The following is a 14,743-nucleotide window of genomic DNA, read 5'->3' on the forward strand; positions in this document are numbered from 1 at the left end:
TTCGCCGTTACCGCTTGCGTACACGTCCTGCGGGGCTTACACCCGGCGCGCCCAAAGTTTCACAGCGCCCTTCCAACCGGCCGCACTAATTAAAGGGATCAAGAATGGCGGAGTTCCAGCCCCGTGTCTTTTCCGGCGTCCAGCCGACCGGCAACCTTCATCTTGGCAACTATTTGGGAGCCGTCTCCCGGTGGGTCCCGCTGCAGGACCGGATGCCGACCATCTTCTGTGTGGTCGACAGCCATGCCATTACCGCCGGATTTCCAGACCCCATCGAGCTGAGCGAAGCGACCAGGGAAGTGACCGCAGCCTATATGGCAGCAGGCATCGATCCCAATAAGTCGATCATTTTCAACCAGTCTCAGGTGCGCGAGCACATGGAACTTGCCTGGATCTTCAACTGTGTGGCGCGCATGGGCTGGCTCAACCGCATGACCCAGTTCAAGGAAAAAGCCGGAAAGAACAAGGAAAACGCCTCCGTCGGCCTGTTCGCCTATCCGAATCTGATGGCCGCAGACATTCTGGCCTATCGTGGCACGCATGTGCCGGTTGGCGACGACCAGAAACAGCACCTGGAGCTGACCCGGGATATCGCGACGAAGTTCAACAACGATTTCGGCGACCGGATCAAGGAGCTCGGTATTGGTGTTCCCAATCCAACACCGTCTCCGGAGCTGCCCGAGCAGCTCTATTTCCCGATCACCGAGCCGATGATCGCCGGTCCTGCGACCCGGATCATGTCGTTGCGCGACGGAACAAAGAAGATGTCGAAATCCGACCCGTCTGACCTGTCGCGCATCAATCTGACCGACGACGCCGACACGATTGCGAAAAAGGTCAGAAAAGCCAAAACCGATCCGGATGCACTGCCCAGCGAAGTCGGCGGTCTGGAAGAGCGGCCGGAAGCGGACAACCTTGTCGGAATTTTCGCCGCTTTGGACGGCAGTTCGAAAGAAGACGTCCTGAAAACATTCGGCGGACAGCAATTCTCGGCGTTCAAACCCGCGCTTGCAGAACTTGCCGTGACCAAACTTTCGCCAATGACGGACGAGATGCGCCGGCTGAAGGAAGACAAGGCGCAGATCGACGCTGTCCTCAAGGACGGCGCGGAAAAAGCCTCCGCAATTGCCGAACCCGTCCTGAAAGACGTGCGCAAGATCATTGGTTTCCTGGACGTGCGATAAGAGCAACCGCTTCGCTCCGGGAACACACGGAGCGAAGCGGGCATGAATTTATCCACAAAAACAAGAGTTTGTGACCCACCTTCGAGACGCCGCGTTGCGGCTCCTCAGGATGAGGTTGGTGGGTTCTGATACGGTTCGCGCCAGCGAACTGCACGCCTTCATCCTGAGGAGCGAGCATGCTCGCGTCTCGAAGGATGGACGGTCTTGTTCTCGTCCGCACAAGTTCCTTACCCGCCTCGAAGGAAACGGTTTCTAAAAGTTTAAGCGGCACTCTCTGCTCCAACAGGTCCAGCAGAGAGTTGCGATTTTGGTCAATCAGAACCGTGAGCAGACAGCCGAAACAGAACCGAGGCAGGTGGCAGAGGGAGACGCGCAAGGCGAGTTGCCTTTGAAAGAACCGCGTCAGTCCGACAACACGTCTGCCGCGCCCACCGATGATTCGGAGTTGCGCGACCTCGGGCCGGACGTTGGCCCGGGACGGCGCGCAACGGACACGCCGGTCAACGCCCCACAGAAGTCCCTGCAACATCTGGCCGTTGCCGGGCTTGTAATCGGCCTCGGAGCGGCACTGTTTCTCGTTTCGACCGACGGGTTCAACCGTTTCCTGGGGGCTGGCCTCGCATTTTTTGCCGGCGGGCTGGCGGTGTGGCGCGTTATTGCCGACGACTTGCAGCGCTCCGTGCAGGCCCTTCAGTTGAAGGATGAAAAAATCCGGCGGCTGATGGCCCGATGCGAAGAACTGGAAGACCGGGCCTGGGAACTTGGCGAATCCGACGAACGGCATGCCAGCATTCTTGCAACGCTCGGCGATGTGGTCATCCGCCGCGATGCAGACGGCATCATCACCTATGCCAATTCGGCAGCAGAAGATGTTTTCGGCAACGGGCACGATCTGCATCCCGGCAATGCGATGCAATTGCCGGTGATCAGCGGCGGTGATCCATCGCATCCCGATCTCGCTTCGAGAGATGGTGGCGCCGGCGGCATGGGTTTTCAGGATCTTCGCATGCGAACAGCACAAGGTCCGCGCTGGTTTTCGCGGATCGACGTTCCCGTGCGCGACACGGCCACGGACCGGCAACTGGTTCAAACAGTTCTGCGCGACGTCACGGAGCGGCGGTTGATCGAAGAAGAACTGCTTGCGGCCCGTCATTCTGCGGAAAGTTCAAACGAGGCAAAGTCCCGCTTCCTGGCAACCGTCAGCCACGAGATCCGCACGCCGCTCAACGGCATTCTCGGTATGGCCTCCCTCCTGCGGGACACCCGGCTCACCAAGGAGCAGGGCGCATACATCGAAGCGCTGGAAACCTCTGGTGAAACCCTGCTGCTGCTGATTGACGAAGTGCTTGATTTTTCCAAGGTCGAGGCCGGTAAGCTGGAGATCCAGGCTGCCCCGGTCAAGATCGGCGCGCTTGCGGAAAGCGTGGTCGAGCTTCTGGCCCCCAAGGCACATGCCAAGGGCCTGGAAATCGGCTCCATGCTGGCGCCCGACCTTCCCGAGGAAGTCACTCTTGACGCCACAAGGGTGCGGCAGATCCTGTTCAATCTTATTGGTAATGGCGTGAAGTTTACCGACGAAGGCGGTGTCGCAGTCGAACTTGCGGGGCGGCCCAATCCGTCCGGCGGCAGTCTTTTGGAGATCAACGTCCGCGATACAGGCATCGGCTTCAACGAATTGGAGGCGGACCGCCTGTTCAAGGAGTTCGAGCAGGTCGACCATGGTCCTGCGCGGAAATTCGGCGGAACCGGACTGGGTCTTGCCATCGCACAGCGGCTCGCCGGTCTGATGGGTGGCAAGATCACCGCGCAGCCCTCCGCAGAAGGCGGCGGACACTTCAAGGTCTGTCTGCCGATCCCGGAGAACATGGCCGCCAGTACCGACCCCCGGCTTTCCAGTCTGGCGGAGCGGAACATTGTCTTCATCAGCAACAGCCGGATCGAGTGCCAGCTGCTTGCCGGTCGGCTCGCACAGCACGACGCTGTAACTTCGGTCGAAGCGCCGGGCAGTTCCGGCCTCGAGGACGCCCTGTCAGGTGCGGACCTGGTCGTGGTTGACAATGCGGCTCTTTCGGATAGCGGCGGATGGCTGGCCTCCGCACGCCTTGCGGGCTGCTCCGCGCCCGCCGTCGTCCTGGTTTCCCCCTCTGAACGGGACAAGCTGGCGCATCTTCACGCGGCCGGATATGCCGCTTATCTGATCAGACCCGTCCGTGTTGAAACGCTGTTGCAGATTTTTTCCGGGCTGCTGGAAGGCACGGTCAGCGAGCTTGCCTGGGATGCCGGCGCAAAACCGGAAAACAGCAGCGCGGCACTGCGGCGGGCCAATGCACCTGCGCGACCGTTGCGGCTGCTTGTTGCGGAAGACAACGACATTAACCGGCTCCTTAGCGAGGCAATGTTGCGCAAGCTCGGTCATGTACCCGTCATGGTGGTAGACGGCGAAAGGGCTGTCGAAGAAGCGTCCAATGGCACGTTCGACGCGATTCTGATGGACCTGCATATGCCGGGACTGGACGGCTTCGAAGCCATCCGGAAAATCCGCGAAGACGAACGCGCCAGCGGACGGCCTCCGGTTCCGGTGATGATCGTGACGGCGGACGTCATGCAGGATGCGCGCGACAAGGCGGCTGAAATGGGGGCGGCCGGCTATCTGACCAAACCCCTGTCCGTGGAGTCGATTTCCGGAGCGCTGGCAGCGATCGGCAGGTCGTGACGGATTTGACTTGCGAAATCGGCGCGACTGCTTATCTAAGATTCGATCGCGAAAGCCTTCAGCAAGCTTAGGGTCAGAACCCTAAGCAGTTCGGCAAATTTCACAAATATCCAAGACTAAGTTAAGCTTAATCTGGCGGGTGAAGTGAAAAAAAACTATTGTCATCCAGTTGTCGGATAAATGTGTTCTACGGCAGGATTGAAGCGCGCTGACCGCAACCGGTGTTAGTACACCGGCTAAGGGAAAAAGAAAGGTGAGGCAGACCACAAACTGTGAAACCTCCCAGCGTGATCTGGATGGAATGCAAGAGGGTGGAATGGCCATAATGCGGCAGGGACTGTTTTCTCCAAGGAAACTGGTGCGCAGGTTTACACCAGGAATGCGCACAGGTGTTGCCGCCGCGAAATCCGCCCGTATCGGTAATCCGGTTCGAACGCCGGTCAAGACCGGCGAAACCCTGGGCCGGATCGGCTCCCTGGAAGTGCGTATGGCGCGGAACTTCAAGGAAGTGAAGAAAGCCCAGCGCCTCCGCTACGAAGTCTTCTACGAGGAAATGTCGGCGATCGCAGATGCCCACACGCTTGCGACGCGTCGGGACGCGGACCCGTTCGACGCGTATTGCGACCATCTGCTTGTCGTCGATCACGCCTCGATGAAACGAAACAAACTGGGCCGGCTGAAACCCGAGATTGTGGGAACCTATCGGTTGCTGCGCCAGGAAGTCGCCGACCAGCATGGCGGGTTTTACACCTCCGCAGAGTACGACATTCAAGCACTCATCGACGCCAATCCGGACAAACGCTTCCTGGAGCTTGGACGCTCTTGCGTTTTGAAGCCCTACCGGAACAAGAAAACCGTCGAATTGCTCTGGCATGGCGTCTGGTCCTACATCCTGCGCCACAAGATCGACGTCATGGTGGGATGCGCCTCCATCGAGGGAACAAGCCCGGATGCCATGGCGCAGCAACTCTCCTTCCTGCATCAAAACGCCCGTGCACCCGAACAATGGCGGGTGCGGGCCGTTGACGAGCGCTACGTGGAAATGAACCGCCTGCCGGCGGACAGGATCGATCCCAAAACAGCGCTGCGCGCCCTGCCGCCACTTGTGAAGGGATATCTGCGCCTTGGGGCGTTTGTCGGCGACGGCGCCGTGGTCGATCACCAGTTTGGCACGACCGATATCTTGATTGTCATGCCGGTGACGGAGCTCAATACGCGCTACGTCAACTATTACGGTGCGGACGCAAGCCGCTACGCCAGTTAAATACAATCGTATGGACAATCGGTGAACCGGCTGGAATCCGCTCCGGACCCGCGGGTGATTGCCTTTCGGGAACTGTCCAAGCCTTAACGCCCCCTTAAATTGCCGCATTCTAAGATCATCACCGGGGATCCCGGCAATTGCCGAGTATGACTACGGGACGAATGATCAATGGCGCGTCGGGCGAAACGCCAGCCACGGATTGAACCGACATTTGGAAGCGACAGCAGCAGCCTGCTTGACCTGCGCCTTGGCCCGCAGGATCGCCCTTCTGCGCCTGCATCAAAGACGGGATCCAAAGGCAAATCCGGCAAGCCCGGGACCCGGAAGAAATCCTCACCGAAAAAGAGCGCGAAATCACAAAAGGGCAAAGCCCGCACCAGTCAAAGCAATCGCCGCGGAGGCCGCTCGGGCGCCAAGCGGCGCAGCCGAAAGCGCAAGAGCAGTTTCAAGATGCCGGCAGGCCTCGGGCGTCTGCTAAAGCGCGGAGCCTATTGGAGCGCTGTTCTCGGCATCTGGTGCGTGATCGCAGTTGTGTGCGTCATTGGCTATTACGCCGCATATCTTCCGCCAACCTCCGAGTGGCAGGTGCCGGCCCGCCCGCCGAATGTGAAGATCGTTGCGATGAACGGACAGCTCATCGCGAACCGGGGCGACACGGGTGGAGAGGCCGTGCGGCTGGAACAGTTGCCGCCTTATCTGCCGAATGCCGTCATTGCCATCGAAGACAGACGTTTCCGGTCGCATTTCGGCATTGATCCGATCGGTCTGGCGCGGGCTGCCTATACCAATGTGACGTCCGGCCGAGTGGCGCAAGGTGGCTCTACGCTGACCCAGCAGCTCGCCAAGAACCTCTTTCTCGAACCCGACCGGACCATCAAGCGGAAAATCCAGGAACTGGTGCTCGCGTTCTGGCTGGAAGGTGAATATTCGAAAGACGAAATTCTCGAAATGTATCTCAACCGGGTTTATCTCGGATCCGGCGCGTATGGTGTGGATGCTGCCGCGCGCCGATATTTCGGCAAGTCGGCGCGCCTTCTGACGGTCGCGGAGGCTGCGACCATTGCCGGCCTCCTGAAAGCACCCTCCCGCTACTCACCGGCGCGCAACCCGGATCTTGCCGAGGACAGGGCGCAGCTCGTGCTCGCGGCCATGCATGAAGAAGGCTACATCAGCTCCGATGAGACCAAGACCGCGATTGCCGCACCCGCCAAGGCAATCCGGCGCTACACGACCGCGAGCGAAAACTACGTCGCCGACTACGTCATGGACGTGCTGCCGCATTTCGTCGGATCGATCGACGGCGACATCATCGTCGACACCACGGTAGACCCGGCCATGCAGCAGGCCGCCGAGACCGCGCTGCGCGGAGCTCTTGAAGAAAACCGCCAAAAACTGGGCGTTTCACAGGGCGCAATCGTGACGCTCGACACCGCCGGCGCCATCAAGGCCATGGTTGGTGGAGCGGATTATGCCAAGAGCCAGTTCAACAGGGCGGTCTACGCTAAGCGCCAGCCTGGATCGGCCTTCAAGCCGTTCGTCTATCTGGCGGCGCTCGAAAGCGGCATGACGCCGCAAACGGTCCGCCAGGATCAACCGATCACGATCGGCGGCTGGTCGCCGCAGAACTACACCAAGGAACACTATGGTCCCGTGACGTTGACCCGGTCGCTGAGCCTGTCGCTGAACACAGTTGCTGCGCGGCTTGCGCATGAAGTCGGGGCCGGAACGGTCGCAAACACCGCCAAGCGGCTTGGCGTCACCTCCGACCTGAAGAAGAACCTTTCGCTGGCGCTCGGGACCTCCGAGGTCACGCCGCTTGAAATCGCCGGCGCCTACGTCCCGTTTTCAAACGGAGGTTATGGAGTGCTGCCGCACGTGATCCGGCGGATCAGAACCGTTGACGGCAAGACCCTTTATTCCCGATCGGGCGACGGACGCGGCAGGGTGGTCGAACGGCGCGACGTCGGCAATATGAACCTGATGATGTCCGAAACGCTCTTGACCGGGACCGGGCGCAAGGCGCGGCTTGACAGCGGCCGGCCAGCCGGCGGCAAGACCGGCACCAGCCAGGATTTCCGCGATGCCTGGTTCATCGGCTATACAGGCAATCTCACCACGGCCGTCTGGTTCGGCAACGACGACAATTCGCCGACGAAGAAGGCCACCGGCGGCAGCTTGCCCGCTGCAACCTGGAAAGCGGTCATGGATGCCTCGCACCAGGGACTGCCCATTGCGGACCTGCCGGGTGTTCCCAACCTTCCAGTGACTGTCGCAGCCCCGCGCAAACCCCAGGCACAGCCCACCGCTGCAGTCGGATCTGGTCGAGAGCCGATTCCACCGGCACCCGTTGGCGGTGGCAACAGCGGCAACGGCGAACGCCGCGGGCCACTTAATCTGCTCAGAAATATTTTTGGCGGCGGCTAGGGGCGCACGGCTGAAAACCGCCGCACTGTTTTGTTGCTTCAGCAAACCCCCACCCCTAACCCCTCCCCACAAGGGGGAGGGGGACCAGGCAGTGCCGTTTGCAAACCACAGTGCTTCTTGGAACCAGTAGCAGGATCGAAAAGTTCGGACGAGGCGTGTCGGGATTCCCCTCCCCCTTGTGGGGAGGGGTTAGGGGTGGGGGTCCTCTTTTCCCGGAAATTCAAAATTCTTTCCGGTTCGAAACTCACACGTCGGTCGATGTGCACGCGCCTGAAGTGACGTGCCCAATCAGCAATCGTGGCTATAGGTAAAGACCAGCGTGTCCGTCGTCATCCGCCCGGTTGGGCGGCACTGCTTGAAGACCTCGCGGGTGCCGGTGACCGTGACCTGAAGCTGGTCGCCCCGCACCGGTCCTTCAACGTAGTATTCCAGCGGGTTGCCAGGGCAGTATTTGGAAAAGACGCGCGCGATCCCGGAATACCAATTGCCGTTCTTGGTGCCGTTGAACAGGAGCGTGCCGGGCTGGACGCCGGCCTGACGCAGAACATTGCGCGGAACCTCATAGGACAGCCAACGCTGGTTGCCCTGAGCCTGCAGGCGCATGATCGATCCGTTGTGGTCCCAACAGCTGTCCGCTCTTGCATCGCTCGCAACCGACAGACCCGAGATGGCGAGAACTGCCAGTCCGAGCAAACCGCGCATCAGAAATCTCAGAAAAAACATGTAACCGCCCCCTAAAGTCACTTCAGGGCAGCGAAGCACAGATTTGGGATGTTGCAAATTGGTTTTTAAGGCCAATCAATTGCGACCCACTAACCGAAGCCGTGGAGATAGAGCCCGTTTTCCTTGAGCCAGACACGTGCTGTCGGTGTTTGTGGTGCAAGCTCCTCGCAAAGGCGCCAGAACCTGGCGGAATGGTTCATTTCCTTCAAATGCGCAACTTCGTGCGCCGCGACATAATCCAGAATGTCGGGAGGCGCGAGGATCAGGCGCCAGGAAAAGGACAACCTGCCATTGGCCGCACAAGACCCCCAGCGGCTCTTGGTGTCGCGGATGCTGATTGCGGCGATCTTCTTGCCAATGGTCCCGGCGTGGTGATTTGCGCGCAGCGTCAGATCCTTGCGCGCCTGTTCCTTGAGCCAGGACGTTACCTTTCGCGGAATGTGGTCTTCGGCGCCGGGAACGTAAAGCGCCGGAACACCGCCTTCTGATATCCCACTCGACACCAGCCCGCGCAACTTGCCGGTCGGGATAATGATATGGTGCTCGCCCCGCAATGGCACCGCATCACCCGGTAGAAAAGCTATGTGCTCAGGCCGGTCCTGCAGGCGTTCGACCAGCCAGTCGATATGCTGACGCGCAAAATGCTCCGCACGGGTAAGATTGCCGCCCCTCGGAACGGTCAGAACGGGTCCGGAATGATCTGCAGGAAGACGCAAAAGATAGCGCTGCGCCCGCGGATTTGGCTTCAGTCGGATGCGAACCGCTTTTGTGTCTGTCTCAATGTCAATGTGATCTGGCAGTTGGGTTTTGCTGCGGCGAAAGAGCATGAAAGGTGGTCCGTTCGAATCACTTACGCGGGATTCTAAAGCACTTTCGGGAAACAAAACGACGAAAGCGGCGCTTTTTTGAAGCGCCGCCTTCGGTCAGGCCGTCCAGGGACGGGTCCGGGAGGAGGAAGACCTTACGATGGAGCAGCTTCGCTGCCACCACTCGTGCGGCCCCGGTTGGCCATGAAGCGGTCGAATTCTTCCTGGTCGCGCGCACGGCGCAGTTCGCGCAGGAAGTCGTCAAAGTCTGCCCGCATGGCATCCAGCTTTGCGCGTTCTTCTTCCAGGCGCTTCAACTCGCGCTCACGGTAGTCGTCGAACGCAACGTTTCCAGTGCGTGCATAGGCAGTCGTGTTTGACATCTGATCGAATGCTCCCTTCAGCGGGCTACCCCGCCAGTGTTCCTTTGCGTCGCGGGCCATGCCTTCGAAACGGTCACCCCATAAAATGTAGGCAAGCATGGCGAGGCCAAGCGGCCAGAAAACCACAAACCCCAGCACCATCAGGCCGATGGTCACCGGCGTCCAGGCAGGTTTGATCATACAACTTTTGGTCGTCGTCATCTTCCTATCCATTTAAGACATCCACGTTAGTGAAGTGGGAATTGTCAGCTGCCGCTTCAAGGATTTGTGATGCTCAACACAGTCGTTTTTTAGCTCGAAAGGTCGCGAGGCGGTTGGCCGCTCCTTCGGTCAAGTCTCTGTTTTTACTGCTTTAAAAAATGGTTCGACTGTTTTCTGCGTTAACCAAAAGCCGGTCCGAAGAATCCTCGGATTTTTGCCGTCCGAGGTCAAAACAGGCGACTCGCGCCGCGGATGACTTCTCGTTTTGACCATCATCCGGAAGAGCTTGTTGAAGGCGCGTATCTCGCAGGAAAAACCGCTTGAAAAGAAGATGGCCACCCATCCTCCGAGACAGCGCTCTGCGCTTCCTCAGGTTGAGGTTGTGTTGTCGCCAGAAAGGGAAAAGGAGTGCTGCGCAAGCAGCACCCTGGTTGTCTTGTTCAGCTTACGGTTTCCGAAAGCTGGCGCGCCTGTTCGATCCAGTTGTCGCGCTCGATCCGTCCACGGAAGTCGAGCTTGGTGTCGAGCGCTTCGATCTGGTCTCCAGTCAACGCGGCAATCTGCCAATAGTGGAAAATGCCTGCTTCGTTCAGAGAAGATTCCAGTTTCGGTCCGACACCACTGATCGCCTTAAGGTCATCGGCGGCACCATCCGGCTTGCTGAGAAGAACTTCCGCCAGCGATCCGCGCTTAGGTTTCCGTGCGGGTTTTGACTTGGGTTTCGGCGCGGATTTGGGCTTTGCCGGTGCCTCGGCTTTTGCCGGGGCTGCAGTTTTCACCGGGGCTGCAGGTTTAGCTGGAGCCGTGGGTTTGGCAGGTGTACGCACCTGCGCTTTACGGGGCGCACCCGACCGGTTGGACCTGATGAAGTCCATGACCCGCGGAGCGATCTCGGAACGCCACCTGGACCCGTTAAAGACGCCGTAGTGACCGACATCCGGCTGTTCGTAATGCGCCTTCATATCTTCCGGAAGGCTCGTGCAAAGATCGTGAGCTGCCTTGGTCTGGCCGCGGCCGGTGATATCGTCCTTCTCACCTTCGACCGTCAGCAGCGCGGTGCGCGTGATCTTGCTACAGTCGACGAGCCTGCCATTATGCTCCATCGTGCCGGTCGGCAGGGCGTGCCTGATGAACACGGTCTCCACCGTCTGCAAGTAGAATTCAGCCGTCAGATCCATAACCGCCAGATATTCATCATAGAAATCGCGGTGCTTTTCAGCGCTGTCGCCATCCCCTTCCACGAGATGCTGGAAGAATTCGCGATGCGCCGTGACGTGGCGGTCCAGATTCATGCTCATGAAGCCGGAAAGCTGCAGGAAACCGGGATAAACGTCGCGCATGAACCCGGGATGCGGGAACGGCACTTTCATCACGACATTGCTCTTGAACCAATCAATGCCCTTCGTCACCGCAAGGTCGTTCACGACCGTTGGCGCAACGCGGGTGTCGATCGGACCGCCCATAAGCGTCATGGTGTCGGGAATATAAGGATCTTCCCGGTCTTCCATCACCGCGACAGCTGCCAGCACCGGAACGGATGGTTGGCAGACACCGAGGATATGGGTGTCCGGACCCAGGAAATGCAGCATGGAAATGATGTAATCGATGTAGTCGTCCAGATCGAATTTACCATCCTGGATCGGCACCATGCGTGCATCGATCCAGTCGGTAATGTAGACGTCCGCATTCGGCATCAGAGCATCGACGGTGCCGCGCAGCAAAGTCGCGTAGTGGCCCGACATCGGCGCAACAATCAGCACCTTGGGGTCGTTGCGGTGCGAGGTGACCCCGCGCTCGAAACGCACCAGGTCGCAAAAGGGTCTGCTCCAGACAATGTTTTCGCGCACCGGCACGCGCACACCGCCGACCACGGTTTCCTTTAAACCGAATTCCGGCTTGCCGTAGCGTCGCGTGGTGCGTTCAAGCACTTCACATCCGGCGGCAATCTGCCGGCCGAAACTGGTGTGTGTCCAGGGATTTAGAGGATTCTGGAAGTAGAGCCGCGTCATATCCGCGAGTGCTCTGAACGGCGCCATGGCCGCGTGGTTCAGCTCGTAAAGGTGATAAAACGGCAAAGGCGCGTCTCCCTTGTTTACGAAGCCGCCGCCTGCCCCCTTGGCGAAGTTTATAAACATTTATTCGCGGCCCGTTTGTTTATGGCACCATGTTTTGCATCGCAGCACAATAGCTAGGCAATCAGGCAGCCGCAATACTGCTAATTGCTAGTCGAAAAATCGTCTAAGCAGTCCAAGTCACTGCCAAACTCGTTTCGGCATCGAATTTCTTTGCAGCGCACAAAGCAGATAGGGCATTTAAATCAAGCTGGTAGAATTAATTGCCGCAGAGATCGTCCCGGCTCAAGCCGCGAGGTCGGCAACCACCGCATCGAGTACGAAAAACCCCTCCCGCGTCGCCCGGATCCGGTTTTCCCCGATTTCTTCCACCATTTCGTGCTCCAAAAGCGCTTTCAGGCGCTTGGGGTCCACCGACCGGTGAGCGAAATTTTCATAACGGCTGAGATCGATCCCTTCCGTCAGCCTGAGGCCCATGAGAAGAAACTCGTCTCCCTGTTCCTCCTCGTTCAGCCCAACTTCTTCGATCAGGCCGTGCCCGTTGCCTTCAACATTTTCCAGCCAGGTCTCGGGATGGCTTTCGGTGGACGTCGCCAACCGGCTTGCGCCCACCGTCAGCCGCCCATGCGCACCCGGCCCGACACCGACATAGTCGCCATATCGCCAGTAAACGAGGTTGTGGCGGCATTCCGCACCGGGGCGGGCATGGTTGGAAACCTCATAAGCCGGCAATCCGGCCGCAGCAGTAACGTCCTGGGTCAGCTCGTAAAATTCCGCACCCAGTTCCGGTTCGGGCGTCTTCAGCTTCCCGGCCATGTAGAGCCTGTAAAAGGGCGTGCCTTCCTCGATCGTCAGCTGGTAAAGCGACAGATGATCGGCTGCCAGGCCGATTGCCTGATCAAGCTCGGCTGCCCATTCAGCGGGCGTCTGATCCGGCCGGGCGTAGATGAGATCGAAAGACAGGCGCGGAAAGGTGGCGCGCGCCGTCTCGATGGCTGCACGCGCAGTCGCTGCGTCGTGAAGGCGGCCGAGCAGCTTCAAATCCGTGTCGTTCAGGGACTGAACACCAAGCGAAACGCGGTTCACTCCGGCTGTGCGGTATCCTCTGAACCGGTTTGCCTCGACTGAGCTTGGATTGGCTTCCAGCGTGATTTCAGCGTCGCCGTCCATCGTCCAGCGGTCCGAGATCGCGTTGAGCACGCGCTCGACCGTTGCAGGCTCCATGAGGGACGGCGTGCCACCGCCGAGAAACACGGACTGGACGGTTTTGCCTTTCGTCAGATCGGCAAAATAGCTGAGTTCGTTTTCGAACGCTGCGCAGAAACGCTCCTGATCGACCGGTTGATGGCGGACATGGGAGTTGAAGTCGCAATAGGGGCACTTGGCGGCACAGAACGGCCAGTGCACATAAATCCCGAAGCCGCCGTCGGTTGACCGTTGGGTGGTCACGTGAGTTATCCCTCCAGACAGCCTTCCGCGAAGATCTTGAATGCCCGGGCGCGATGCGACAGCGGATCTTTGTCCGCGGAAAGTCCGTGTTTTTCTTCTGCGGACATTTCGCCGAACGTGCGCTCATGACCGTCCGGCTGGAACATCGGATCATACCCGAAGCCCTGGCTGCCGCGTGGTGGCCAGACCACCAGCCCTTCGACCTCGCCACGGAAATATTCCTTGTGGCCGTCCGGCCAGGCAAGGCAGAGCACCGCAACGAAAGATCCACGCCGCTCTTCGGGTGCTTCGACCTTCAGACTGCGCAACTTTTCCTCGATCGTCCGCATTGCCATGGCGAAATCCTTGCCGGGTCCGGCCCAGCGGGCGGAATAAATCCCCGGGTCGCCATCCAGCGCCTCGACGCAAAACCCACTGTCATCGGCCAGAGCAGGCAGACCGGACGCCTCGGCGGACGCCACCGCCTTGATGGCGGCATTGGCTTCAAACGTCAGTCCGTCTTCCTCCGGCTCCGGCAAATCGAGCTCGGCAGCAGACACCACCTCAAACCCGTATGGCGCAAGCAGGTCGTTGATTTCGCGGATCTTTCCCTTGTTGTGACTTGCAACAACAAGCTTGCCGGGTTCGAGTTTGCGGTGATCCATGCGTCGGTTTTCCTAGAGAATTGCCATTTTCTGCAGATCGACGAGACGATTGATGCCGGCTTTTGCCAGGCCCATCAGCTGACCGAATTCGTCCTCGGAAAACGGTACGCCTTCCGCCGTACCCTGGATTTCGACAATGCCGCCAGAGCCCGTCATGACAAAATTTGCATCCGTCTCGGCGGTGCTGTCTTCGGCATAGTCGAGGTCAAGGACCGGTGTACCCTCGTAGATCCCGCAGGAAATCGCGGCAATCTGGTCTGTCAGGACGTCTCCCGTCACCATGTCCCGTGCCCGCATCCATTCGATACAGTCGCGCAGAGCCACCCAGGCGCCGGTGATCGCCGCCGTGCGTGTACCACCGTCGGCCTGGACCACGTCGCAGTCGACTGTGATCTGAACTTCGCCCAGCGCTTGCAGATCCACGACCGCGCGCAGAGAGCGGCCGATAAGGCGCTGGATTTCCTGGGTGCGGCCGGACTGTTTTCCAGCACTCGCCTCGCGGCGCATCCGATCGCCGGTCGCGCGCGGCAACATGCCGTATTCCGCCGTCACCCAACCCCGGTTCTGGCCACGCAGCCAGGGCGGTACCCGCTCTTCCAAACTGGCTGTACAAAGCACATGTGTGTCACCGAACTTGACCAGACACGACCCTTCCGCGTGCTTGGAAACACCGCGCTCCAGGGTCACCGCCCGGAGTTCGTCGGCTGCGCGTTTTGATGGACGCATGAAATTTCCTTTCGACCCTCGTCCGATTCGAAATCCGTTTGTTCGAAATCGCCAGTTTTTCCCAGGGTACGGACCCTAGTGTTACTGCGCCTTGTAGACTTCAAATTCGTCCAAGGTAAAGGCCCTGCTTCACGCCGGACCCATTTTGCGCCTA

Annotated in this window: 11 protein-coding genes; 4 read left to right on the top strand and 7 right to left on the bottom strand. The window is 59.3% G+C overall.

Annotated elements, in window-relative coordinates; genetic code table 11:
- Positions 1 to 104 precede the first annotated feature (104 nt).
- The 4 genes from trpS to RBB47_RS14610 all read left to right on the top strand — a co-directional run bounded on the left by trpS (position 105) and on the right by RBB47_RS14610 (position 7,585).
- A complete protein-coding gene (gene trpS, locus RBB47_RS14595; protein WP_305986558.1) occupies positions 105 to 1,184 on the top strand; it encodes a tryptophan--tRNA ligase in 1,080 nt (359 codons plus the stop codon).
- A gap of 307 nt (positions 1,185 to 1,491) precedes the next feature.
- Positions 1,492 to 3,897 carry a PAS domain-containing hybrid sensor histidine kinase/response regulator gene (locus RBB47_RS14600; RefSeq protein ID WP_305986559.1) on the top strand — a complete coding sequence of 802 codons (2,406 nt, stop codon included), beginning with the start codon at positions 1,492 to 1,494 and terminating at the stop codon, positions 3,895 to 3,897.
- Between the two features lie 325 nt (positions 3,898 to 4,222).
- Positions 4,223 to 5,161, top strand: a complete 939-nt coding sequence (locus RBB47_RS14605; protein ID WP_305986731.1) for a GNAT family N-acetyltransferase — start codon at positions 4,223 to 4,225, stop codon at positions 5,159 to 5,161.
- A gap of 168 nt (positions 5,162 to 5,329) precedes the next feature.
- Complete coding sequence (locus RBB47_RS14610; RefSeq protein ID WP_305986560.1) at positions 5,330 to 7,585, top strand: transglycosylase domain-containing protein; 2,256 nt, start codon at positions 5,330 to 5,332, stop codon at positions 7,583 to 7,585.
- Between the two features lie 288 nt (positions 7,586 to 7,873).
- Here the strand turns inward: RBB47_RS14610 and RBB47_RS14615 are convergent, their stop codons facing one another.
- The 7 genes from RBB47_RS14615 to rph form a co-directional block, all read right to left on the bottom strand.
- Entirely contained in the window at positions 7,874 to 8,308 is a 435-nt protein-coding gene (locus RBB47_RS14615; protein WP_305986561.1) for a hypothetical protein, read from the bottom strand.
- Between the two features lie 89 nt (positions 8,309 to 8,397).
- Positions 8,398 to 9,135 (bottom strand): M48 family metallopeptidase, encoded by a 738-nt coding sequence (locus RBB47_RS14620; protein ID WP_305986562.1) that lies wholly within the window; start codon positions 9,133 to 9,135, stop codon positions 8,398 to 8,400.
- 134 nt (positions 9,136 to 9,269) lie between these two features.
- Positions 9,270 to 9,698 carry a DUF2852 domain-containing protein gene (locus RBB47_RS14625; RefSeq protein WP_305986563.1) on the bottom strand — a complete coding sequence of 143 codons (429 nt, stop codon included), beginning with the start codon at positions 9,696 to 9,698 and terminating at the stop codon, positions 9,270 to 9,272.
- A gap of 440 nt (positions 9,699 to 10,138) precedes the next feature.
- Positions 10,139 to 11,734 carry a polyhydroxyalkanoate depolymerase gene (gene phaZ, locus RBB47_RS14630; RefSeq protein WP_371932795.1) on the bottom strand — a complete coding sequence of 532 codons (1,596 nt, stop codon included), beginning with the start codon at positions 11,732 to 11,734 and terminating at the stop codon, positions 10,139 to 10,141.
- A 321-nt stretch (positions 11,735 to 12,055) separates the two neighbouring features.
- Entirely contained in the window at positions 12,056 to 13,219 is a 1,164-nt protein-coding gene (gene hemW, locus RBB47_RS14635; protein ID WP_305986565.1) for a radical SAM family heme chaperone HemW, read from the bottom strand.
- A gap of 5 nt (positions 13,220 to 13,224) precedes the next feature.
- On the bottom strand, positions 13,225 to 13,863 hold the full coding sequence (gene rdgB, locus RBB47_RS14640) for an RdgB/HAM1 family non-canonical purine NTP pyrophosphatase (RefSeq protein ID WP_305986566.1): 639 nt from the start codon (positions 13,861 to 13,863) through the stop codon (positions 13,225 to 13,227).
- Positions 13,864 to 13,875: 12 nt separating this feature from the next.
- Complete coding sequence (rph, locus tag RBB47_RS14645) at positions 13,876 to 14,589, bottom strand: ribonuclease PH (RefSeq protein WP_305986567.1); 714 nt, start codon at positions 14,587 to 14,589, stop codon at positions 13,876 to 13,878.
- Positions 14,590 to 14,743 lie beyond the last annotated feature (154 nt).

The sequence above is a fragment of the Roseibium sp. MMSF_3544 genome, from assembly GCF_030732845.1.
GTDB lineage: Bacteria > Pseudomonadota > Alphaproteobacteria > Rhizobiales > Stappiaceae > Roseibium.

Coding starts and splice junctions, on each gene's coding strand:
- trpS (WP_305986558.1), top strand. CDS start 105: ATGGCGGAGTTCCAGCCCCGTGTCTTTTCCGGCGTCCAGCCGACCGGC.
- RBB47_RS14605 (WP_305986731.1), top strand. CDS start 4,223: ATGCGGCAGGGACTGTTTTCTCCAAGGAAACTGGTGCGCAGGTTTACA.
- RBB47_RS14610 (WP_305986560.1), top strand. CDS start 5,330: ATGGCGCGTCGGGCGAAACGCCAGCCACGGATTGAACCGACATTTGGA.
- RBB47_RS14615 (WP_305986561.1), bottom strand. CDS start 8,308: ATGTTTTTTCTGAGATTTCTGATGCGCGGTTTGCTCGGACTGGCAGTT.
- RBB47_RS14620 (WP_305986562.1), bottom strand. CDS start 9,135: ATGCTCTTTCGCCGCAGCAAAACCCAACTGCCAGATCACATTGACATT.
- RBB47_RS14625 (WP_305986563.1), bottom strand. CDS start 9,698: ATGACGACGACCAAAAGTTGTATGATCAAACCTGCCTGGACGCCGGTG.
- phaZ (WP_371932795.1), bottom strand. CDS start 11,734: ATGGCGCCGTTCAGAGCACTCGCGGATATGACGCGGCTCTACTTCCAG.
- rdgB (WP_305986566.1), bottom strand. CDS start 13,863: ATGGATCACCGCAAACTCGAACCCGGCAAGCTTGTTGTTGCAAGTCAC.
- rph (WP_305986567.1), bottom strand. CDS start 14,589: ATGCGTCCATCAAAACGCGCAGCCGACGAACTCCGGGCGGTGACCCTG.